Annotated in this window: 24 protein-coding genes; 11 read left to right on the plus strand and 13 right to left on the minus strand. The window is 37.2% G+C overall.

The window, feature by feature from the left end:
* Positions 1-7 precede the first annotated feature (7 nt).
* The 6 genes from ftsH to ICG50_RS10850 all read left to right on the plus strand — a co-directional run bounded on the left by ftsH (position 8) and on the right by ICG50_RS10850 (position 5,181).
* The gene (ftsH, locus tag ICG50_RS10825) at positions 8-1,942 is read left to right on the plus strand and encodes an ATP-dependent zinc metalloprotease FtsH (RefSeq protein WP_187660937.1); all 1,935 of its coding nucleotides are present in this window, start codon (positions 8-10) and stop codon (positions 1,940-1,942) included.
* Positions 1,943-2,057: 115 nt separating this feature from the next.
* Positions 2,058-2,663, plus strand: coding sequence for a lactate utilization protein B/C (locus ICG50_RS10830; protein ID WP_187660938.1), 606 nt, complete (start codon positions 2,058-2,060; stop codon positions 2,661-2,663).
* A gap of 1 nt (position 2,664) precedes the next feature.
* Positions 2,665-3,477 (plus strand): phosphatidate cytidylyltransferase, encoded by an 813-nt coding sequence (locus ICG50_RS10835; protein WP_187660939.1) that lies wholly within the window; start codon positions 2,665-2,667, stop codon positions 3,475-3,477.
* The gene (locus tag ICG50_RS10840) at positions 3,467-4,117 is read left to right on the plus strand and encodes a phosphatidylserine decarboxylase family protein (protein ID WP_187660940.1); all 651 of its coding nucleotides are present in this window, start codon (positions 3,467-3,469) and stop codon (positions 4,115-4,117) included. Before ICG50_RS10835 ends, ICG50_RS10840 begins: the two co-directional genes overlap by 11 nt.
* Before the next feature lie 12 nt (positions 4,118-4,129).
* Positions 4,130-4,411: an acyl-CoA-binding protein gene (locus ICG50_RS10845; RefSeq protein ID WP_187660941.1), complete on the plus strand. Its 282-nt coding sequence runs from the start codon at positions 4,130-4,132 to the stop codon at positions 4,409-4,411.
* Positions 4,408-5,181 (plus strand): superoxide dismutase, encoded by a 774-nt coding sequence (locus ICG50_RS10850; protein WP_187660942.1) that lies wholly within the window; start codon positions 4,408-4,410, stop codon positions 5,179-5,181. Before ICG50_RS10845 ends, ICG50_RS10850 begins: the two co-directional genes overlap by 4 nt.
* A gap of 38 nt (positions 5,182-5,219) precedes the next feature.
* Here ICG50_RS10850 and ICG50_RS10855 read toward each other — a convergent pair whose 3' ends face one another.
* The 13 genes from ICG50_RS10855 to ICG50_RS10915 all read right to left on the minus strand — a co-directional run bounded on the left by ICG50_RS10855 (position 5,220) and on the right by ICG50_RS10915 (position 18,555).
* Positions 5,220-7,259 (minus strand): M13 family metallopeptidase, encoded by a 2,040-nt coding sequence (locus ICG50_RS10855; RefSeq protein ID WP_187660943.1) that lies wholly within the window; start codon positions 7,257-7,259, stop codon positions 5,220-5,222.
* A 111-nt stretch (positions 7,260-7,370) separates the two neighbouring features.
* Entirely contained in the window at positions 7,371-7,556 is a 186-nt protein-coding gene (locus ICG50_RS10860) for a YgaP family membrane protein (RefSeq protein ID WP_187660944.1), read from the minus strand.
* A 16-nt stretch (positions 7,557-7,572) separates the two neighbouring features.
* The gene (locus ICG50_RS10865) at positions 7,573-10,764 is read right to left on the minus strand and encodes an efflux RND transporter permease subunit (protein WP_187660945.1); all 3,192 of its coding nucleotides are present in this window, start codon (positions 10,762-10,764) and stop codon (positions 7,573-7,575) included.
* Between the two features lie 41 nt (positions 10,765-10,805).
* Positions 10,806-11,891, minus strand: coding sequence for an efflux RND transporter periplasmic adaptor subunit (locus ICG50_RS10870; RefSeq protein WP_187660946.1), 1,086 nt, complete (start codon positions 11,889-11,891; stop codon positions 10,806-10,808).
* 28 nt (positions 11,892-11,919) lie between these two features.
* Positions 11,920-13,227, minus strand: a complete 1,308-nt coding sequence (locus tag ICG50_RS10875) for a TolC family protein (RefSeq protein WP_187660947.1) — start codon at positions 13,225-13,227, stop codon at positions 11,920-11,922.
* 142 nt (positions 13,228-13,369) lie between these two features.
* The gene (locus ICG50_RS10880; protein ID WP_187660948.1) at positions 13,370-14,968 is read right to left on the minus strand and encodes a hypothetical protein; all 1,599 of its coding nucleotides are present in this window, start codon (positions 14,966-14,968) and stop codon (positions 13,370-13,372) included.
* A 114-nt stretch (positions 14,969-15,082) separates the two neighbouring features.
* On the minus strand, positions 15,083-15,268 hold the full coding sequence (locus ICG50_RS10885; RefSeq protein WP_187660949.1) for a hypothetical protein: 186 nt from the start codon (positions 15,266-15,268) through the stop codon (positions 15,083-15,085).
* Between the two features lie 120 nt (positions 15,269-15,388).
* Complete coding sequence (locus ICG50_RS10890; RefSeq protein WP_187660950.1) at positions 15,389-15,589, minus strand: DUF6132 family protein; 201 nt, start codon at positions 15,587-15,589, stop codon at positions 15,389-15,391.
* Entirely contained in the window at positions 15,582-15,854 is a 273-nt protein-coding gene (locus tag ICG50_RS10895; RefSeq protein ID WP_187660951.1) for a heavy-metal-associated domain-containing protein, read from the minus strand. The genes ICG50_RS10890 and ICG50_RS10895 overlap by 8 nt, the downstream gene beginning before the upstream one ends.
* Before the next feature lie 6 nt (positions 15,855-15,860).
* Positions 15,861-16,166, minus strand: coding sequence for a thioredoxin (trxA, locus tag ICG50_RS10900; protein WP_187660952.1), 306 nt, complete (start codon positions 16,164-16,166; stop codon positions 15,861-15,863).
* A complete protein-coding gene (locus tag ICG50_RS10905; protein WP_187660953.1) occupies positions 16,159-16,362 on the minus strand; it encodes a hypothetical protein in 204 nt (67 codons plus the stop codon). The genes trxA and ICG50_RS10905 overlap by 8 nt, the downstream gene beginning before the upstream one ends.
* A gap of 9 nt (positions 16,363-16,371) precedes the next feature.
* Positions 16,372-17,790, minus strand: coding sequence for an MBL fold metallo-hydrolase (locus ICG50_RS10910; RefSeq protein ID WP_187660954.1), 1,419 nt, complete (start codon positions 17,788-17,790; stop codon positions 16,372-16,374).
* 132 nt (positions 17,791-17,922) lie between these two features.
* The gene (locus tag ICG50_RS10915) at positions 17,923-18,555 is read right to left on the minus strand and encodes a Crp/Fnr family transcriptional regulator (RefSeq protein ID WP_187660955.1); all 633 of its coding nucleotides are present in this window, start codon (positions 18,553-18,555) and stop codon (positions 17,923-17,925) included.
* Positions 18,556-18,673: 118 nt separating this feature from the next.
* On the opposite strand from ICG50_RS10915, the gene ICG50_RS10920 reads away from it, so the two are divergent.
* From ICG50_RS10920 to ICG50_RS10940, 5 genes are all read left to right on the plus strand, one after another.
* A complete protein-coding gene (locus tag ICG50_RS10920) occupies positions 18,674-18,877 on the plus strand; it encodes a YgaP family membrane protein (protein ID WP_187660956.1) in 204 nt (67 codons plus the stop codon).
* Between the two features lie 149 nt (positions 18,878-19,026).
* Positions 19,027-20,580, plus strand: a complete 1,554-nt coding sequence (gene porX, locus ICG50_RS10925) for a T9SS response regulator signal transducer PorX (protein WP_187660957.1) — start codon at positions 19,027-19,029, stop codon at positions 20,578-20,580.
* Positions 20,581-20,665: 85 nt separating this feature from the next.
* The gene (tsaE, locus tag ICG50_RS10930) at positions 20,666-21,073 is read left to right on the plus strand and encodes a tRNA (adenosine(37)-N6)-threonylcarbamoyltransferase complex ATPase subunit type 1 TsaE (protein ID WP_187660958.1); all 408 of its coding nucleotides are present in this window, start codon (positions 20,666-20,668) and stop codon (positions 21,071-21,073) included.
* 133 nt (positions 21,074-21,206) lie between these two features.
* Positions 21,207-22,400 carry an alanine dehydrogenase gene (locus tag ICG50_RS10935; protein ID WP_187660959.1) on the plus strand — a complete coding sequence of 398 codons (1,194 nt, stop codon included), beginning with the start codon at positions 21,207-21,209 and terminating at the stop codon, positions 22,398-22,400.
* A gap of 70 nt (positions 22,401-22,470) precedes the next feature.
* On the plus strand, positions 22,471-22,851 hold the full coding sequence (locus ICG50_RS10940) for a DUF4258 domain-containing protein (protein WP_187660960.1): 381 nt from the start codon (positions 22,471-22,473) through the stop codon (positions 22,849-22,851).
* Positions 22,852-22,905 lie beyond the last annotated feature (54 nt).

The raw sequence follows: 22,905 nt of genomic DNA on the forward strand, positions 1-22,905 counted from the left end.
AACATATATGGCAACGGAAAAGAAACCCAATAATTTTAAAGTAAGTCCGTGGTGGATTTACGCCGGATTAATCATTGTATTCTTCGGATTAAACTACATCGGCGGTTCCGGATTTCAGGATACGGCTAAGATTTCTTCGTCTAAATTCAACGAATACTTAGACAAAGGACAAATCGAAAAGGTGGTGGTTTTCAACAAAACTGAAGGGGAAGCTTATTTGACAGCTGCGGCTTTAAAAGACAAAGCCCATACCAAAGTTTCGAAAGATATGCTGGACAATCCTAACAAAGGGCCGCACTACTCTTTTGAGATTGGTAATGACGAAGTATTCCAAAACAAAATCGAGAAAGCCAAATTGGACGGTAAAATCAAAGACTACGATTTTAAACCGAAAAGCAATTGGTCTGAGATATTCATCAGCTTATTGCCTATCATCATCATCATTGGAATTTGGATTTTAATCATGCGCAGAATGTCAGGCGGTGGTGCCGGTGGTGGCGGAGGTCAAATATTTAACATCGGAAAATCAAGAGCCAAATTATTTGACGAAAAAACCGATTTAAAAACCACTTTCAAAGACGTAGCCGGATTAGAAGGTGCTAAAGAAGAAATACAAGAAATCGTTGAGTTCCTAAGAAACCCTGAAAAATATACTACACTTGGAGGTAAAATTCCAAAAGGTGCTTTATTAGTTGGGCCTCCCGGAACAGGAAAAACCCTGTTAGCTAAAGCTGTAGCCGGTGAAGCCAAAGTGCCATTCTTCTCACTATCAGGTTCTGATTTTGTGGAAATGTTTGTAGGTGTTGGAGCTTCTCGTGTTAGAGATTTATTCAAACAAGCCAAAGACAAAGCTCCGGCGATTATCTTTATTGATGAGATTGATGCGGTAGGTCGTGCTCGTGGGAAAAACAATTTCTCAGGTTCTAATGACGAACGCGAAAACACCCTAAATCAGTTGTTAACTGAGATGGATGGTTTCGGCACCAATACACATGTAATAGTTTTGGCGGCAACCAACAGAGCCGATGTATTAGACAAAGCCTTAATGCGTGCTGGACGTTTTGACCGTCAAATTTATGTTGACCTACCGGACGTAAGAGAACGTAAAGAAATATTTGAAGTACACTTACAACCTTTGAAAAAAGTTGAAGGTTTAGATATTGAATTTTTAGCCAAACAAACGCCTGGTTTCTCAGGTGCAGATATCGCCAATGTTTGTAACGAAGCGGCTTTAATCGCTGCCAGACATAACAAAACTGCAGTTGACAAACAAGATTTCCTAGACGCTGTCGACAGAATCGTTGGTGGATTAGAAAAGAAAAACAAAATCGTTACCCCGGATGAAAAACGCGCTATTGCCGTACACGAGGCTGGTCATGCTACCGTAAGTTGGATGTTAGAACACGCAGCGCCATTAGTAAAAGTTACGATTGTTCCGCGTGGACAAAGTTTAGGTGCCGCATGGTATTTACCGGAAGAGCGTTTAATCGTTCGTCCGGAACAAATGCTGGATGAAATGTGTGCCACTATGGGCGGGCGTGCCGCTGAAAAAGTAATGTTCAACAAAATCTCTACCGGAGCTTTGAGCGATTTGGAGAAAGTAACCAAACAAGCGCGTGCGATGGTTACAATTTACGGATTGAACGACAAATTAGGCAATGTAACTTATTATGATTCCTCGGGACAAAGTGAGTATAATTTTTCCAAACCGTACTCTGAGGAAACGGCTTTGACTATTGATAAAGAAATTTCAAACTTGATTGAAACAGAATACCAAAGAGCTATCAAGATTTTACAAGACAATAAAGAAAAACTCGAACAGTTAGCTAACATATTAATTGAAAAAGAAGTAATCTTCAAAGACGATTTAGAAACCATTTTCGGCAAAAGACCATACGACAATCACGCTGATGAAACCATGGCTGATGCAGTAATCGAATAACATTTACGGTTTTTTAACATTTTTTTAAAATCTTAATTCAAAACATACTTTTGAATTAAGATTTTTTTATCTTTGAGGGATTTCAAATACCAAACCAGATTATACCCAAACCAGCATGAGTCTTTTCAGAAAAATTTTTGGCACAGGTAATGATGCCTCTGACGAAGAAAGTCAAAGCGAATTTAACAATGCTCCTTCTAGCTTTTCACTGCTTCCTGTAGATGAAAAGTTCACTTATAATTTCAAAAAAAATGGCGGTAAGTTTTTGTATTGCGAAAACTTGAATGAAGTAAAAGACCAATTCCTAAACATATTAGAAGAAAACGATTGGTTCGAATGCGAAGCCCTTTGTTATGAGCCAAAATTATACAGCATGTTAGACGAAAACAAGTTGCATTATGACAAACCGGCCAATCCGGTATTTTTATTTGCGAGTTGTGAAAACCTAATTGCCGATGAAGGTTCGGTGTTATTTTCCTCCAACCAAATCAAGCAAAACAAACCTAACGATTTGCCAAACAACATTATCATATTAGCCACTACCAGTCAGATTTTGGAAACCAAAAGCGACGGATTGCGTGTGATTAAAAAGAAATATGATAAAGATTACCCAACCAATATCACTACCATCAAATATTTCGAAAAAGCTAAAGACGAAGATTTCCTGCAATATGGAAGCACCGCTAAGAATTTATACCTCTTGCTTTTAGAAGATTTATAGCATGACGACTACCGTAACAAGAGCTTTATCCGGCGCAGTTTATGTACTGTTGTTAGTAGGCGCGACTTTATATTCCCAATATAGCTTTTTGTTGTTGTTCGGTTTACTATTGCTTTTTTCAGTAGTGGAATTCTGCAAATTAGTTTCGCTAAAACCTATTTTCCCGCTTGTGATAGCGACCGTTGGTTATATACTTTTCAACTTAAACAATACGGTTAAAACCAACGAAATTTTATTGTTAATTGCAGCTTTGCTGGTTTCAATTCGGTCATTATTGTTTCTGTTTGAAAAAAAGGATAGATTTCTGGATACGCAAGCCAAATACGTTTTCCTGATTGGCTACCTCATCATTCCAATTATTATTTTTACCAAAATTCCTTTTATCAACAACCAATATGTTCCCGAAATTATCATCAGCATTTTAGTCATTATTTGGGCCAATGATACTTTTGCTTATTTAGTTGGTATTACGATGGGGAAAAACAAACTCTTCGAGAGAATTTCGCCTAAGAAAACTATTGAAGGTTTTGTTGGAGGTGTTATTTTTGCGGTCGTAGCCGGAATTTTATTGGCTGAATTTTACATCAACAAACCCGATGAAACCACCATCAAATGGATTATCATAGCGATGATTGTTAGTGCTTTCGGCACTTTAGGTGATTTGATTGAATCAAAATTTAAAAGAATCGCCGGCGTGAAAGACAGTGGCAATATCATGCCCGGTCACGGAGGTTTTCTAGATCGCTTGGATAGTATTATATTTGTAGCACCATTTGTTTATTTGTTTTACCAAATTATTTATTATGTTTCATAAAGAAGGTTATAAAATCATTTTCATAGGAATAATAAGCTTTATCGTAGCTTTATTATTAGCCGATAAATTTGTGAGTTTGACTTGGCTCAGAATAGCTATACAGCTGGTTGTCATTTTCCTTTTTGTAATGATTTTACAATTCTTCAGAAACCCTAACAGAAAGATCGTACCAAATGACAATTACTTTTTGGCTCCGGTTGACGGCAAAGTAGTAGTCATTGAAGAGGTATATGAAGAAGAGTATTTTAAAGACAAAAGATTACAAGTTTCGATTTTTATGTCACCCATCAATGTACACGTAACACGTTATGGTGCTTCCGGGAAAATCAAATTCAGCAAATACCATCCGGGAAAATATTTGGTTGCATGGCATCCGAAAGCCAGTACTGAAAACGAAAGAACAACTGTAGTAATTGAGACCTCCGCCTTTGGCGAAGTTTTATACCGACAGATCGCCGGTGCATTGGCACGCAGAATAGTAAACTATGCCGAAGAAGGACAACAAGTCGTTCAAGGTGATGATGCCGGTTTTATCAAATTCGGTTCGAGAGTAGATATTTATTTTCCGATAGGAACAAAAGTTGACGTTGCTTTAAAACAAAATGCTGTAGGTAACCAAACGGTTATCGCTTCCAAATAATTAGGATAAAACATGTCTGAAAAAGAATTAGAAGTTCGATTTCTGGAAGCCGTGGAAATTGCTTCCCAAATGACACAGTCATCATTGCCGCAAGATGTACAGTTGCGTTTGTATGCCTATTACAAACAAGCTACTTTTGGTACTATTGGCTATAACAATTCTTCCAGTTTTGATTTAAGAAATGCTTTTAAAACCAATGCTTGGATGCAAATCAGTCATTTATCCGTAGACGAAGCTAAAGAATTATACATTGAAGCCATCCATGCTATTGTAAACGAAAAAAATAAATTATGAAAAAGGGTATTGCATTGGCATTGTGTTTTTCTTTTATAATACTGACATCTTGTAACAAAAAAAAATTGACTGAAGTTGTCGAAGTGCCATTGCCTTCCGCTGAAGAAAAAGTAACCATTGGACATCCTGATGATGTTACTGCTGATGAAGGACAATTTGCTCTGGCCAAATTACCCTATGAATACAATGCATTAATGCCGAGTATTGATATTCTGACGATGGAAGTGCATTACTCCAAACATTATTTAACGTATACCAATAACTTAAACAAATTAATTGAGGCCGATCCTTTGATGGTTGATTTGGCCATTGAAGATATCTTGAAAAAACTCGACATGAACAATGCCGATTTACGAAACAATGCCGGTGGCTATTACAATCACACTTTATTTTTTGAAGGTTTGGCGCCAAAATCGGAAGAACAACCAAAAGATACTTTAGCAACAGTGATTACCCGAGATTTTGGATCCTTTGAAGTCTTTAAAAACCAATTTATTGATGCTGCTGAAAAACAATTTGGTTCAGGTTGGGCCTGGCTAATCGTAGACAAGGCGGGAAAGTTATCGGTGACAAGTACACCCAACCAAGACAATCCTTTAATGCCAACCCAAACCGTAAAAGGAATACCTATTTTGTGTTTGGACGTTTGGGAACACGCTTACTATTTAGATTACCGTTACAAACGTAAAAAATACATCGAAGCCTTCTTTAAAGTCATCAACTGGAAAAAAGTTTCCGAAAGATATGAAGAAGCAACTGCTGTGAAATAAAAAAAATCCCTAATCTTTCAATTAGGGATTTTACTTTTTTACCAAATAACCACTTTCAAATTATCCGGTCTTCGCATTTTGCTTCCCGGTTTAATGTTGAAAGCTTTATGAAAATCCGGATTGTTTTCCAATGGCCCGTTGATTCTGTATTTGGCCGGTGCGTGTACGTCGGTTAGTAATTGCTGGGCTAATGATTCCGGTTTGATATTCACCATCCAAGCGTAGCCATAAGCTAAGAAGAAACGTTGCTCCGGAGTTAACCCACTAATTTTTTCTTTGTTTTTATATTGAGCCGATTTTTTAAAGGCTTCAAATCCCATTACAACTCCGCCTAAATCGGCTATGTTTTCGCCTTGCGTAGCATCACCGTTTACAAATTTGCCCGGTAAAGCTTCGTATTGACTAAATTGGTCCACAATCAATTTGGTTTTGGCTTTGAATTTTTTCAAATCTTCAGCAGTCCACCAATTGTTTAAGTTGCCTTTTTCGTCATATTGACTGCCTTGGTCATCAAATCCGTGGGTGATTTCGTGCCCGAAAGTTGAACCGCCAATTATTCCATATAAAACTGCATCATCCGGCATTCTGCCTTCAAATCCCGGTACTAGAATGTTACAAGCCGGAACACAAATTTCATTGTTAGATGGACTGTAATAAGCATTATACGTCTGTGGATACATTCCCCATTCGGTTCTGTCTACCGGTTTACCATACTTAGAAATCATAGTGTTGATGGCCCATTTGTTAGTCGCCATTACGTTGGCTAAAAAAGTACCTCGATTAATGTTTACACTGCTCATGTCTTTCCATTTGTCCGGATAGCCTACTTTCATCACAATTTTACTGAGTTTGAACAAAGCTTTTTTCTTCGTTTCCTCGCTCATCCAATCTAAGGTTTTAATACGCTCAGCATAAACATCACGGATATTGTTACCGATTTCGAGAAGCTTTTCCTTTGAACCCTTTGGCAAATAATCTTTTACATAGACCTGTCCAATCAATTCGCCTAAAGAGCCATCCGTTTGTTCTACAATTCGTTTCCAACGTGGTTTTTGTTCTTTCACACCACTCATTACTGTTGAATAGAAATAAAAGTTTTGCTTTTCAATCGCATTGTGTAAATAGGAAGCGTAAGAATTGACCAAATCCCATTCTAAATAAGTTTTCCAATCCTCAACAGTATAGCTTTTAACCATTTGGTTAAGCGCTTTGTAGAATTCAGGTTGGCCTACGATTACCGTATCGGCATTCTTGATACCCATAGCAGCTGTCATCAGTTTCCAATCGATGTTAGGAGTAGCACTATTAATTTGTGCCATGCCCATTTTGTTGTAATTCTTTATCGGATCTCGAAGTTCTTCAAGCTCTCTAGAGTTTTTAGCCAACTCTGTTTCCAATTTCATGATAACTTGCGCATTCGATTTTGCAATCTCTAAATTTTTTCCAATGAGCAAATTCATTTTTTCAATATGCTTTACATATTCGGCCCGAATATTTACCGTTTCTTTATCAGTATTGAAATAATAATCCCGGTTGCCCAATCCTAATCCGCCTTGCCCCAAGAAAATAGCATACTTCGAGCTGTTTTTATCGTCTTGTCCTACATACAAAGAAAACGCAGGATTAGCTCCGATGGTATGCAAATAAGCAATAGTATTTAATAATGAAGGAATATCATTGATGGCTTTAATTCTATTCAAATCAGCTTTTAAAGGTGATAATCCTAATTTTTCAATTTGCAAAGTATCCATACCGGAAGCATAGAAATCGCCTATTTTTTGTTCGTTACTACCTTTAGGAGCATCAGTCATTTCCGCTGATTTTTCACAAATTTGTTTGATTTGCGAATTGATAGTATCTCCTATAGTACGAAAAATACCGTTACTTCTTTCGCTTGCCGGAATCGGATTTCGTTTGAACCAACCGCCATTAGCATACATAAAAAAGTCATCTCCGGGATTAACCGTTGTGTCTCTGTTAGTCAATAAAGGATCTATAAAATCGGCTTCTTTTTGGTTACAACTAACAAGCAATAGCGCTGAGAATAAACCAAGGATTAGTTTAGTTAATAATTTCATAAAAGTATGTTTTTGATGTGTATTGGACTAATGAATGATAAAAATGTTACCAAATGTAATGCTTTTGTAAAAATAACAACAATAAAAAACCACCCGAAGGTGGCTTAGTGATTAGTCTTTAACGCCTAACTTGTCTAAAATATCTTCCATCAAACACCATTTGGTGATAGAAGATTGCAATAAATTAACTCCGACAAAAGCGGTAAACCATAGCCAATTCTGATTGACGTAAATTGCCAACAGCAAACTGAGTAAGATGAAAGTTCCGGCTACGGCTCTGATAATTCTGTTTTTCATATTCTTATAATTTAAATTAATTTTCCCATTTTTTTCTTTCGGTGATATAATAAATCAAAGGCACAACAATTAGCGTGAGCAAAGTCGACACAATCGCTCCAAACACCAACGAAATTGCTAAGCCTTGGAAAATCGGGTCGAATAAAATGATGGATGCTCCAATAACCACTGCGCCGGTTGTTAATAAAATTGGCGTAGTTCGAACTGCTCCGGCTTCAATGATAGCTTGTTTCAACGGTATGCCATCTTTCAATCGAATCTCAATAAAATCAATCAATAAGACCGAATTTCGAACCATAACTCCGGCCAAAGCAATCATACCAATAAAAGAAGTTGCGGTAAAGAAAGCGCCCAACAACCAATGACCCAATACAATCCCGACTAACGAAAGCGGAATCGCCATCATCATTACCATCGGGGTTTTGAAATTTTGAAACCAACCTACAATCAACATGTAAATGATGACAATCACGATTAAAAAAGCTGCTCCCAAATCACGGAAGACTTCCAAGGTAATTTGCCATTCGCCATCCCATTTTACGGTGAAATCACTTTCATCGGATGGCTGTTCCATGTACAATTCATTGACTTTATATCCTTTTGGCAAATGCATTTTCTGGAGTTTTTCATTCATGCCTAAAATCGCATACACCGGGCTTTCCAAATCGCCTGCCATGTCAGCTGTTACATAAACCACTCTCTTTTGGTCTTTGCGGTAAATAGTTTTTTGCAAGGTATCTTGAACCACTTTGACCAAATCACTTACCGGAACTACATTCCCGCGATTGCCTTTGATTTTCAGACTTTGAATGTCTTGTAAACTTGTTTTGTCTTTATCATCCAAAGACAAAACTATACCAACATTGTCATTTGAATTTTCATCATACAAATTAGAAACCGGATACTCTTTAAGCAAATAAGTCAAATTGCCTACAACTTGCTGCGGAGCGATTCCGTTGAGCATTGCTTTTTCTTTATCGACTACTAATTTATATTCCGTTTGGTCGTCTTCAGTCATCCAATCTACATCAACTATATCCGTGGTATTTTCTAAAATGGTTTTTACTTGATTGGCGACTTTGATTTGCTCCTTATAATTCGGTCCATAGATTTCCGCTACCAATGTTGATAATACCGGCGGTCCTGGTGGCACTTCTATAATTTTGACATTCGCAGCATATTTTTTGGCAATCTTTTGGATTTCGGGACGCACGATTTTGGCGATGTCGTGACTTTGTAAATCGCGGTCTTCTTTGTGCAACAAATTCACTTGAATATCGGCCATATTGCTGCCACCACGCATATCGTAATGACGCACTAAACCGTTAAACGTAATCGGAGCAGATGTACCGATGTAATTCTGATAATTTACCACTTCGGGCACTGTAGAAAGGTATTGCGCAATTTCCTGAGTTACCGCAGCCGTTCTTTCTAAAGTCGTTCCTTCGGGCATGTCAATAACGACTTGGAATTCGTTTTTATTGTCAAATGGTAACATCTTCACGGCTACCGATTTGGTAAAAAACATCAAAACCGAACCTATTAACAATAAAACGGTGATACCTAACATCAAACGACGCTTTTTAGAACTTTCTAAAAATGGTCTTTCCATTTTGCTGTAGACTTTATAAATCCATGATGTTTCTAATCCTTGTTCGGCTTTTTGTTCTTGTTCTTCTTTTTCGTGTAATAAATGGTAACCCAAGTAAGGTGTAACAGTCAACGCCACAAACAAGGACAACAACATTGCAATCGAAGCACCAATCGGCATCGGACTCATGTATGGTCCCATCATTCCTGATACGAAAGCCATTGGCAAAATCGCCGCAATAACCGTGAACGTGGCTAAAATGGTTGGGTTCCCAACTTCATTAATCGCATAAATAGCCGCTTGTTTGAATGGCAATCGCTTCATTTTGAAGTGACGGTGCATGTTTTCGGCGATGATGATACTGTCGTCTACCACAATTCCTACTACGAAAACTAAGGCGAATAAAGTGATACGATTTAACGTGTATCCCAATATATAATAGGCGAATAATGTCAAAGCAAACGTCAATGGTACTGAAAAGAAAACCACTAAACCACCGCGCCAACCCATGGCCAACATGACCAAAAGTGTTACCGCAATAATCGCAATGCCTAAATGCAGCAACAACTCGCCTACTTTATCCGAAGCGGTTTCACCGTAATTACGCGTTACTTCTACGTGAATATCATCGGTGATAATGGTTTGTTTCAGATGCTCGACTTTCTCCAAAATCTTTTCGGAAATTTTCATCGCATCGGCACCTTTTACTTTACCGATAGAAATCGTTACGGCCGGATATTCCGAATTGTTTTTGGCGAATTTTTCATTGGCTTTGCCGTTCCCAAAAGACACGTAACTTCTCGGCGTTGACGGTCCGTCTTGCACTGAGGCTACTTGTTTTAAGTATACCGGCAGATTAGCATTGACACCAACCACTAAATTCTCTATATCTTCTGAAGATTTTAGAAATTCTCCGGTTGTCAACAAATATTCTTTATCGGCTGAAACAAAACTTCCGGATTGCGAACTGCCGTTATTAGCTTGAATCATTTGCATAATGCTCAACGCATCGACACCGTTTTCCGCCATTTTATCTTTGTCTAAAACCACTTTCACTTCGCGGTTTCGGCCACCGATTTCTTTGGTGATGGCGACATCTTTTACTTTTTCAATTTCCGAAGTCACTTCTTCGGCTATTTGACGAATTTCGAAATCGTTTAGTTTTTCGCTCCAAAGTGTTAACCCTAACATCGGAACATCGTCAATAGAACGCGTTTTTACCAAAGGTTTGTACACGCCTTGCGGAAACATATTTTCGTGTTTGGCCAACACATCGTATAATTTTACATAGGAACGTTCCACATCTTGCCCAACATAAAACTGAACAATCAACATCGCCTGACCGTTCATCGCCATACTGTGCACGTGTTCTACTCCTTTGATATTGGAAAGGATTTTCTCTAAAGGTTTCACTACTCGACTTTCGACTTCACTCGGACTCGCACCGGGATAACCCACCATTACGTCGGCCATCGGAACATTGATTTGTGGTTCTTCTTCTCTTGGAATCAGAAACGAACTGTATACGCCGATGATCATTAACCCAACCATTAACAGTATTGTTAATTTCGAATTGATGAAAAAATGGGCGATTTTACCTGATATACCTTCTTGCATTTTTAGATTTTTAGATTGTTGGATTGTTAGATTTTCAGAATCTATTGGATAGAAACTTTTGCGCCATTATACAACTTACCTTTTGCCGAAACGATGTATTGTTCTTCAGCCGATAAGCCTGATAAAACCTCGACTTGGTTGCCAAAAGTTTTCCCGATGCGCAACCATCTTAATATGGCTTTGTTACCGTTACCAATAGTGTAAATTCCGGTGAGTTGGCCTTGTTTGACCAAAGCACTTTCGGGTACCAACACTTTATCGGTTGTGGTAGTCGTTTGAGTTTTATTGGCCACAGGGAATTGAACATTAACAAACATGCCGGATAAAATGGCTTTGTCGATTTGGTTCAAACTGACTTTTACCAAATACTGTCCGCCGGTATTTTTAGCCGAACTGCTGACTTCAATCACTTTTCCGGTTACTTCTTTGTTGATGGATTTTACTAAAATTTTTACAGCCATTCCGTTTTGAATGTTGGCTATATCACTTTCCGAAACCATGGCAGTAACTTGCAAACGCGAAACACCTTCGATACTTACTAACGGCATTCCCGGATTCGCCATATCGCCTTCTTTGACAAAAGTATTAGTCACTTCGCCCGAAAACGGCGCGGTGATATTGCTGTAATTGAATTGGGCTAAAACTTCATTGCGCATTTGCTTAGCGGCATCCAATCCGGCTTTGGCCATTTCGTAGCGCGAAGTCATGTCGTCTAACTCTTTTTGAGAAGCACTTTGTTGGTTGAATAATGCCGTGAATCTTTCGTAGTCTTTTTTAGCATTATTAAACGAAGCTGTAGCTTGCAAAATAGACGCATCTACTTGGGCTTTTTTGGCTTGTAAATCGGTAGCGTTGATGCTTACCATCAATTGTCCGGCGCTAACTTTTTGCCCGACTTTCACATGTACTTTGGTCACGTAACCCATCATTCGGGTACTGACATTGGCACTGTTTTCGGCTTCAATTTTGCCGCTGGCGGTTACAAAAGAACCATTGTTTTGCGCAGTCATTCCACTAACTTTTACCGGGATAGCCGCTGCGTTATCTGTAATTTCTTTTCGGTCTTTTCCACAAGAAAGGAATAAGAAAGTCGATAGCAATAGCGTGGTTATTATTTTATTGTTCATGTTGTTCTGTTTTATAATTGTCTTAATACTATTGGGTCAAAAATTGTAAATACTGTTGGGTGAAATTGTACTCAAAAACCGCTTGCAAATGCTCTAATTCCTTTTGAATCATTTGGGTTTCGGCAGTCAATAAATCAGTGGTTTTTTCTAAGCCTTGGGTGAAGCGATTTTGGCGAATGCGATAAGCTTCTTGTGATTGTTCGAAGGCCATTTGCGACAAACCGACTTTGTTCTCAGTATCTTTTAGTTGTCGATTGGTTTTGCTTAATTCGAGTTGGCTTTGCTTTTTGTATTGCTCGGTTTCGATGGCAGCTTTTTGGAAATCGGCTTTGGCTTTGTCGTATTTTCCGATGGATTTGTAACCGTCGAAAACGTTCCAAGACAATTGTGCTCCAACCAAATATCCTTTGGCAGCTGTGCCTAAAAACTGACTGTCGTACAACTCATAACTTCCGAAAGCGTTTAATCTTGGTAAAAAATTCATTTTGCTCATGACCATCATTTTTTGATACGCTTCGGATGATTTATCCATCGCTTGAATGTCTTTTCTATTCTCGGATAATTGGGTGTTTATAGCTTCAACCTTAATGGAATTTTCCAGTTCTTCTGAAGGTTTAAAGGTTTTGCCTTGAGTGTCTTCGTTTAACAGAAAAGCCAAATAATCGGAGGCATTTTGCACATTGCTTTTGGCGTATTGCAATTGATTTGAAATGTCATTTACGCGTACTTGAACATTCAACACATCGGTCTTTTGCAACAAACCTTGTTTGAAATAATTGTCGACCAATTTTAAATTGGCTTTAGCCGTTGACTCTGCTTTTTCCAAAACACGAACGGCTTTATACGCCAATTGGAGTTGCATGTAAGCCTTAGTCACTTCGAGTTCTAAATACTCTTGAGTTCGTTTCGTTTGCAATTGAAAGGCTTCCATTTTGGCTTTGGCCGCTTGTCTTCCAAAAATGCCGTCAACGTTGAGTAGTGGTTGTTGGATTTCGATTTTAGTGGCAAAGTTTTGCGTGGTTTTCGGGTCATTCAACAAAGCCGGATTGAAATCGGATTGGGTTAAGATTTCCTGATTTAATTTGGAACCAAAAGCCATTAACGGATTGGTAGTAGCCATTCCGGTATAAGACATAGTAATATTGGGCAAAAAGAGTGCATTTGATTGGCGGTAATCCGCTTTAGCCGATTGGTAGTTTTTATCAGCGATTTTGATTTGCAGGTTTTTTTCGGATACTTTTTGTTTCAAATCGCTTTTGGAAATAGACAAAGTATCTTGGCTAAATCCGAAAATTGATAAGAATAAAAATCCTGTGGTTACTATTATTTTGTTCATATTCATCTTAGTTTATCTGAATTATGAAGCAAAAATACTGCTGTAGAAAAGCGTGTACAGTTACAATTGTTACAGAGGCATTTGGGCATAAAAAAATGCCTGATTTCTCAGGCACTCAAAAATATAGTGGTATTGAATTGATTTATTTTACAATCACTTTTTGGGAAACATAAAACTTATTATCGAATATAAAAGTGATGATTACTGTTTGATTGGAAATTCCATCCAGTTCGAAATTCATACCATTATCACCTTGTGTAGTAGCTTCAATTTCACCGTCTAAAACAATTTTACCGTCCATGGTAGAAACAAAGTAATCAATGTTAGTGGCATAAGCCATTTTAAAATTGATTCTCACAGTACTGCTTTCGGTCGGATTTGGAGCAACGGTCATTGAAAACGGATTTTTGCCTTCAATGGGTTGAACACCTAAAGGAAGATTTTTAATCAATTTTACTTCATAAATAGTAGCATTGGCTGAAGTGGTTGAAGTATTATTGACTGAAAACGGATTCGCACTTGGACTGGTCAATCCGCCAACAATGTGCCCGATTACAAATTCATCCGTAGTAATCTCGCTTAGTTTTATGACCTCGTTACTGAAATGTGGTAATGATTTATTCGGTATAAATTCGGCACTTGCGCCTTTTAAAGCCGGCATGGTTTCGGGCAGTTGGTATTCTTGTAAAGAACCGTCGGCGAATCTTGTAGTTCGGCTGATGGTATTGACAAAGGGAACATTATTGTCCTGAACCAAAGTAGTTCCGTTGTAATAATACTGACTGATTCCTCCAAAAAAGAGATTGTGCATACGATTTTCGGTAGCATCGTACAAACAAGATTTGGCACTGTGGTAATTGCTCAAATATTGGTTGAAAGACGTTTGCGGAAAATAACCTTCGGGTTTGATGTCAACGGGATATAAAAACGGTAAGTCGACATTGATTTGAAAAACGCCGGACGAAATCGTATAGCCTTGAGAACCATCGGGGAAAATTTGAGGCAACAAATTGTAGTCTCTTCGGTGTAAATGAACCGCATCAGTTATCGCTTCATAATTGGAAATACTCAATTGGGTTTCAGAATTATCGATGAAAAATTTTCTAATTTGATTGGAATAGGTTTGGGTAAAGGTTGGGTTATTCATCGGATTGTATCTTCCGTCAAAACGATGGCCGCCAATTAAATAAAATGTGTTGTTTATTTTTCCTAATTGTCCACCGGTGATGGCAAAATTGGCATCGGTCATTTGTTTGAAATGAGGCAAAATGGAAGTGCCATTAACTACTGAATTAATCAAACCCGGAACATCAATCGATGTCATTTTATCAAACGTAATGTGATCATTGGCTGATACTGAAAAAGCATAACCTCCGATAATATAAAGTGTATTTTCGTCTTGGTAAAAATTGAAATTACTGGCTTGCAATTGCTCTTTTAAAGTGGTTGGCAGAACATCTATGGAAGTTGACCACACTTGATTTGTCACGACATCAACTACATAAATATTGGTATTATTGTTTGAAGCCGGAAAAGCATTAAACGGTTGTCTTGCGTGAATTCCATCGACTCTTCCGCCTATTATTAGCCATTTACCATTGGATTGACCAAAAGCATACGAATGGATTCCGGGAAAATTGGCAATGGTAATCGGATTGAGTTGTACTTGGTAATCAAATGTAGATTGTGAAAAAATCACATTGGTCAATCCTAAAAACAGCAAAGTATAAAGAAATTTCATATTAAGAATATTTCACCAAAGCTATCTATTCTCAACATACTGTTTTGCAACATTTGTTACATAAAAAAAACGCCTCTAAATTGAGGCGTTTTTAAACTAAACTTAAAGGTATAATTAAGCTTTTTTTGAAGCGCAACAACCGGCTTTTTTCTCAGTACTGCACTCTTTTTTCTCTTCGGTTGAGCAAGACTTTTCAGTTTTTGCTTTTTTCTTTTTTTGTTTTGGTTCACCATTACTAGCATTAACATTCATGGCAAACAAAAGCGCAACAGCGGCAAATGCGGAAACTAATTTTTTCATCTTTTATAATTTATTTAATGGATTAATCTATTTAACTGTTATCAAATGTAATCTTTAAAAACCTTGACAAACAAAATTTTAGCTTAAAACTAACTTAAGAATCAAGCTTCGAAACAACAACTATTTTTCTTGCTTTGGTTTTGGCACAAAAATATTAAACAACAATCCGCCCATTAAGCCACCGTATAAAGTTGCGTTCAAGGGCTTAGAAGTAATTGCACAACTCCCGCTGGCACAACCTATAAAATGATAATAAGCATAACCGCCAATGGCTCCGATCAATACTCCGATTACAGTGACAATTACTGCTTTACTATTCATTAGTGTTGTCTGTCATTCGGCCGATGGCGCAGTTCACATAAGATTTTGCTTTTCTAACCAAAGTGTTATTCCCTTTTTCGGGGTAGCCTAAATCATTAAGCTTGTCAACGATTAATTCTCTATTCACTTCTCCAGTTACCAAAACAGTATCAATTTCTTTATTAATTTCAACTCCGGTTACCCCTTCAATTTTAAGCAAAGCTGTTTTGATACTGTTCATACATCCGCCGCACTTAATATTCTCTACTTCAAATTGCTGTTCCATGATGATTTAATTATTGGTTTTGTCTAAAATATTTTTGATAATTTCTTCTTTGGGCAAAACGCCGGATTGGCGCCAAAGTTGCTTTCCGTTTTGAAACAATATCATGGTTGGTACACCGCGAACTTGTTGCATAGCTGCCAACTCTTGGTTTTTATCCACATCAACTTTAATTATGGAAACCCTTTCTCCGAGACTGTCTTTAACTTCTTTTAAAATGGGTCCCAACACCTGACATGGTCCGCACCAAGTGGCAAAGAAATCGATTAAAACCGGTTTTTCTGAATTGATGATTTGGTCGAAACTATTATTCATTTTTTTGAGTTTTATAATTTAAATTACAACCACTGGAACCACAACCTAAATTAAATAGAGCTTGAAATAAAAAGAAAACGCCAAAAGCTACAAAAAACCAATGATGGGTTTCATAAGCCTGATAAAACAGGAATAAGGCAAACCCTAATCTAAAAAAGCGCATCAAATGCCAGTTGGAGAACAATATTCTTTTCATTTTATAAATTTATAATAAAGTCGTAGGACAAACATAATTGGTAATCGGTAAGTTCGTTAATTTGATTTCATTGAAACCACCTATTACATCCACAAAATTCTCAAAACCTCTTTGTTTTAAAATGGAAGCTGCAATCATACTGCGATAACCGCCAAGGCAATGCAATACGAAATGTTTGTCTTTGGGAAAATCATCCAAATGCTCATTAATCTCATTTAACGGAATATTAATCGCACCTACTAAATGCTCGGAATCGAATTCGCTTTTCTTTCTGACATCAAATATTGGGGTCAAATGAATCTCTTCTAAAATTTCTAAATCATCTGCTGAGATTCTGTTAACAGTGTCAACCTCTTTTCCGGCTTTTACCCAAGCTTCAAAACCACCTTCCAAATAACCAATTGTGTGGTCATAACCCACTCTCGATAATCGGATAATAGCTTCTTCTACTTTTTCGTGGTTTTCGGCTACCAATAGAATCTCTTGTTGTAAATCGGGTATCAATTCCCCAACCCACATCGCAAAATTGCTTTCTAAGCCGATGTTTATACTATTTGGAATAAAACCTTGGGCAAAATCAGAAGCTTTTCGGGTATCTAGAATTAGCGCTTGCGTTTCATTCGCTACGATTTCAAAAGTTTTGGCATCATAGGGTTTTTGACCACGGTGCATTACTGTATCCAAACTTTCATAGCCTTGAATATTCATTAAGACATTTTTCGGAAAATAAGCCGGTGGCGTGGTCAAACCGGTTAAAAGTGTAATAACAAATTCGTCTTCAGTTAACTTTGGATTTAAAGCATAATTGGTTCGTTTTTGGTTGCCCAAAGTATCGGTGGTTTCTTTGCTCATCATTTTGCCGCAAGCACTTCCGGCACCGTGATTTGGGTAAACAATTAAATCATCTGACAAAGGCATGATTTTTTCTCGAAGCGAATGATAAAGCAATCTCGCTAATTTGTCTTGAGTTAAATCGGCTATCACGTGTTGGGCCAAATCAGGTCGGCCAACATCGCCAATAAACAAAGTATCTCCGGTGATGATGCCATGTTCTTTTCCGTTTTCATCAATCACTAAATAAGTTGTGCTTTCCATCGTGTGACCTGGCGTGTGAATGGCTTTTACTTTACAATTGCCGACGTCAAAAACCTGATTATCATTGGCTACTAAAGCTTCAAAACCCGGTTTGGCTGTTGGACCATAAACGATTACAGCGTTTTCTTTTTGGGCCAAATCCAAATGTCCCGATACAAAATCGGCATGGAAATGCGTTTCGAAAACGTATTTGATTTTGGCATTGTCTTTTCGGGCGCGGTCGATATAAGGTTGTACTTCTCGCAAAGGATCAAAAATAGCCGCTTCGCCATTGGACTCCAAATAATAAGCAGCGTGTGCTAAACATCCGGTATAAATTTGTTCTAATTTCATATTCAAAGTTTTCTCAAAAGTAGCACTCCAATTTTTTATTCGGAATGATAATTATCAGTTGCATCGAATACAAAAGTAGTCACACCGATTGAAGCAATCAGTATCAAAAGTTACACAAGAAAGAAATAAAATTTAGGGACGGATTAACTCAATGGAGGCGCGATGTAACTTGATTTTACCTTCATTTTCCAAAGCTTTCAGCAATCGAGAGATGACAACTCGTGAAGTATGCAAGTCATAAGCAATCTCTTGATGTGTATTTTGAATGGAATTGGTTTTGTTGATTTGGGCTTTGTCTAACAAATAATTGTAAAGTCTTTCATCCATGTTCATGAAAGCGAGATTGTCAATGGCCATCAGCATTTCCTTCAAGCGACTGTTGTAGCTATTGAAAACGTAATTTCTCCAGCTCTTGTATTTGCCGAGCCATTCTTCCATTTTGCCTACGGGAATCATCACGACTTTGCCTTTGGTTTCGGCTACGGCGCGGATTTCGCTTTTGGTTTCTCCCAAACAACAAGCCATGGTCATGGCACAAGTATCACCTTTTTCTAAAAAATAGAGCAGCAATTCGCCTTCATCAAAATCTTCACGGAGAATTTTAATCGCGCCCGAAAGTAATAAAGGCATAGTTTTAATATAATCGCCAAAATCAATCAGGATTTCACCTTCTTCAAATGTTCTGAGTTGAGACACTTGAGCAATTTCTTCGAGAAGTGACTCTTCAAAAACAAAACCGTAACTTTCTTTTAGCAATTCTAACATGATGATTGAATTTTAGTCTTGTAAATTTCGACTAAAAAAAGGACATGATAAAAATCATTTCTTTAAAAAATGAATTGAGTAACTTTACTTGCTATAAACCAACAAATTACAATTTATCATGAAGAAAAATATGGGAACTTTAGACAAAAGCATTAGGGTGATTTTGGCCGCTGTATTTGCTTATTTATATTTTAGCGGAACGGTTACCGGTACTTTAGGCTACGTTTTATTGGCGTTTGGCGTCATCTTTTTGCTAACCAGTTTGGTAAGTTTTTGTCCACTTTATCCATTATTGGGAATCAATACTTGTAAAACAAAGTAATCCTTTGTGCTTTGCATTTTAAAAGTGTTGTCTTTTGCGCAGCACTTTTTTTATTGGCTATAATTTGAAAAAGTTTTCATTTTATTTATAATAATTTTAATACTACTGCGTTTTATAAATAGTAATTTGCAACAAATTAAAATGTACTTATGGACAAGATCAAAATACTTTGGGTTGATGACGAGATTGATTTGCTCAAACCACATATCTTATTTTTAGAAAACAAAAACTACAAGGTAACGACTTATAATAATGGCCGTGATGCTATTGACGCCTATGAAGACGGTAATTTTGATATTGTCTTCTTAGATGAAAATATGCCCGGTATGAGCGGTTTGGAAACCTTGTCTGAAATGAAGGAGAAAAAATCTTCTACACCGGTCATTATGATTACCAAAAGTGAGGAAGAATACATCATGGAGGAAGCCATTGGTTCTAAAATTGCCGATTATTTGATTAAGCCTGTAAATCCAAATCAGATTCTGTTGAGTTTGAAGAAAAACTTAGACCATTCAAGACTGATTTCGGAAAAAACTACTTTAGATTATCAGAAAGAATTCCGCAAAATTGCCATGGAAATGGCCATGGTCAACAGTTATGAAGATTGGGTAGAATTGTATAAAAAACTTTTGTTTTGGGAATTGGAATTGGAAAACATCAACGACCAAAGCATGTTTGAAATTTTGGAAAGCCAAAAAGTCGAAGCCAATATGCAGTTTGGTAAATTCATCGAGCGCAATTATGAAGATTGGTTCGAGCCTAAAGCCGATAAACCGATACAATCCCACACGCTATTCAGAGAATTAGTCGTTCCTGAATTGGTCAAAAAAGACAAACCTGTTTTATTCGTAGTCATCGATAACCTTCGTTATGACCAATGGAAAGCCATGGAAAATGTAGTAGCGAATCATTACAAATTAGAAAAAGAAGTTCCTTATTTTGCCAGTTTACCAACAGCAACTCAATACGCCAGAAACTCTATTTTCTCAGGCTTAACGCCGTTGGAAATGGAAAAACAGTTCCCACAATATTGGAAAAATGATGTTGAAGAAGGTGGTAAAAACCTTCATGAAGCCGAATTTTTAACCGCACATTTAAAACGTTTAGGTTTAAACATCAAACAAGATTATTTCAAAATTACGAATTTAACCAGTGGGAAAAAATTGGCTGAAAACTTCAAAGGTTTAAAAGACAATCAACTGGTTACGGTGGTTTACAATTTTGTAGACATGCTTTCACACGCCAAAACCGAAATGGATGTGGTAAAAGAATTAGCTTCTGATGACAAGGCTTATCGCTCTTTGACATTAAGTTGGTTTAAAAATTCGCCGCTTTTAGAGATCATACAGCAAGCCCAAAAGTTAGGTTTTAAATTGATTATTACTACTGACCACGGAACGATTAATGTAAAAAATCCTTCCAAAGTAATCGGTGATAAAAACACTAGTTTAAACTTAAGATACAAAACCGGACGAAGCTTGACTTATGAAGACAAAGACGTTTATGCTGTCAGAGATCCGAAAAAAATAGGGTTACCAACAATCAACATGAGCAGTTCTTATATTTTTGCTAAAAATGATTTATTTTTGGCCTACGTAAACAACTACAATCATTATGTGAGTTACTACCGAAATACCTACCAACATGGAGGCATTTCGTTGGAAGAAATGATTGTGCCGTTTTTAGTATTTAACCCGAAATAGGGCCGAGTGTTAAAAAACAGTCTAGTAGACTGTTTTAGCGAAGGAGCCAGCAGGCGCATAGCCTTTAGTATCAAAAAGCATAGTAATGGAAATCATATTTTCAATTGACGAAATACAAGAAGTCGCTCAAAAAATAATAGCCGAAAAACCCCATAAAGTGATTTTGTTTAACGGTCAAATGGGTGTTGGCAAAACCACTTTAATTAAAGCATTAGCCAAAGAACTTGGTGTGAAAGATGCTACGAGCAGTCCGACCTTTTCTTTGGTGAATGAATATCAAACGGACGATAACCAATACGTGTATCACTTTGATGTATACCGATTAAAATCGGAAAGCGAAGCATTGGATATGGGTATAGACGAATATTTGTATTCCGGTCATTGGTGTTTTATTGAATGGGCGGAAAAGATTCCGAATCTGCTTCCCGACAATTATTCCAAAATAGACATAACGATTGGAGCAGATGCAAAAAGGATACTGAGGTTAAGCTAGAAATAATAATTTCAATTACAATGGCAATAGTCAAATTGTTATCCTATTGATTTTGACATTGCTATTGTCATTGAAATTTGAAATTGAAATTGATTTTTTTTTCGTAATTTCGAGCTAAATTCAATCACCGATTATGTCTTTAACCCCATTCACTAAGCAACAACTTTTACCTCAAGAGGAAAAATTAGAAGTCTATCGTCATAAAAGTGAACTTTTTATTGGTATTCCCAAAGAGACTTCATACCAAGAAAGACGTATTTGCTTAACGCCTGATGCGGTTAATTCTTTGACCTCACACGGTCACAAAGTAATGATTGAATCAGGTGCCGGATTAAGTTCGAGTTATACCGACAAAGAGTTTAGTGATGCCGGGGCGACAATTACCAAAGACACTAAAAAAGTATTGAGTTGCCCAATGATATTAAAGGTTGAACCTTTAACAATGGAAGAAATTGCCTTGGTCAATAACAATACGATTGTGATTTCGGCCATCCAATTAAAAACCAGAAAAAAAGAATATTTCGAAGCCTTATCTAAGAAAAAGGTAACGGCTTTGGCCTTTGAATATATTAAAGATGAAGACGGTTCATATCCGGCGGTAAAATCTTTGAGTGAAATTGCAGGAACAGCCTCAGTTCTTATAGCGGCCGAATTAATGATCAACAACCAATTCGGAAAAGGATTATTACTCGGAAATATAACGGGTGTTCCACCAACGGATGTAGTGATTCTCGGCGCCGGAACTGTTGGCGAATTTGCCGCAAAAACAGCTTTAGGCTTAGGAGCTAACGTTAAAGTATTTGATAATTCCATTACTAAATTAAGACGTTTGCAAAATAATTTAAACCAAAGAATATTTACTTCTACCATACAACCAAAATCTCTTTTAAAAGCACTTAGAAGATGTGACGTAGCTATTGGAGCGATGCGAGGCAAAGAACGTTGTCCGGTTGTAGTGACAGAAACCATGGTCGAGCACATGAAAAAAGGTGCCGTGATTGTAGATGTCAGTATTGATACAGGAGGTTGTTTCGAAACTTCGGAAGTAACGACTCATGAATCGCCGACATTTATCAAAAACAATATTATTCATTATTGCGTTCCTAATATTCCTTCTCGCTATTCTAAAACTGCTTCGCTTTCTATTAGTAACATCATTACTCCTTACTTACTTCAAATAGCCGAAGATGGTGGCATTGAAAGTGCTATTCGTTGCAACAAAGGTTTGAAAAACGGAGTTTACCTCTATCACGGAATATTAACCAATAAAGCCATAGGCGACTGGTTTAATTTACCCGACAATGATATCAATCTGATTGTATTTTAAAATAAATCTTCTTTTCATTTATTGAATATCTAACATTGATTACTTTTGCCAAAAAATAATCAATTTATCTATGAAATTTTACCAACGATTGGCCTACTACTTAGTAGGTTTTGTTATCGGACTGTTTTTTGTTGCCATGGTACTTAGCGGAAAAGACACTAGATGCAACTATTTCCCGAATGCCAGAGTATTGAATGATCTGAGAAATAAACCTTTTCAATATGATTCTATAGCAACCAAACAAATGAGCGAAGGTTTGGCCGACAAAACCGACATCAAAAATATACTTACTCATGGCGATGTAGATTTTGACAAGAGTAATGTACCGGCTGAAGGAGGTAAAAAATACGTTATTTACGGCCAAAACAAAAAACAAAAAGAAATTACACTTGAAGTAATCAATTATTCAGATAAGGCAGTTTTAAAAAACATTATCGAAACAAAAGAATAATAAAAAAAGAGTTCAATAAAAAAAGGGTTGTCAAATTGACAACCCTTTTTTATA

It is taken from the genome of Flavobacterium buctense (assembly GCF_014486695.1).
GTDB classification, from domain to species: domain Bacteria; phylum Bacteroidota; class Bacteroidia; order Flavobacteriales; family Flavobacteriaceae; genus Flavobacterium; species Flavobacterium buctense.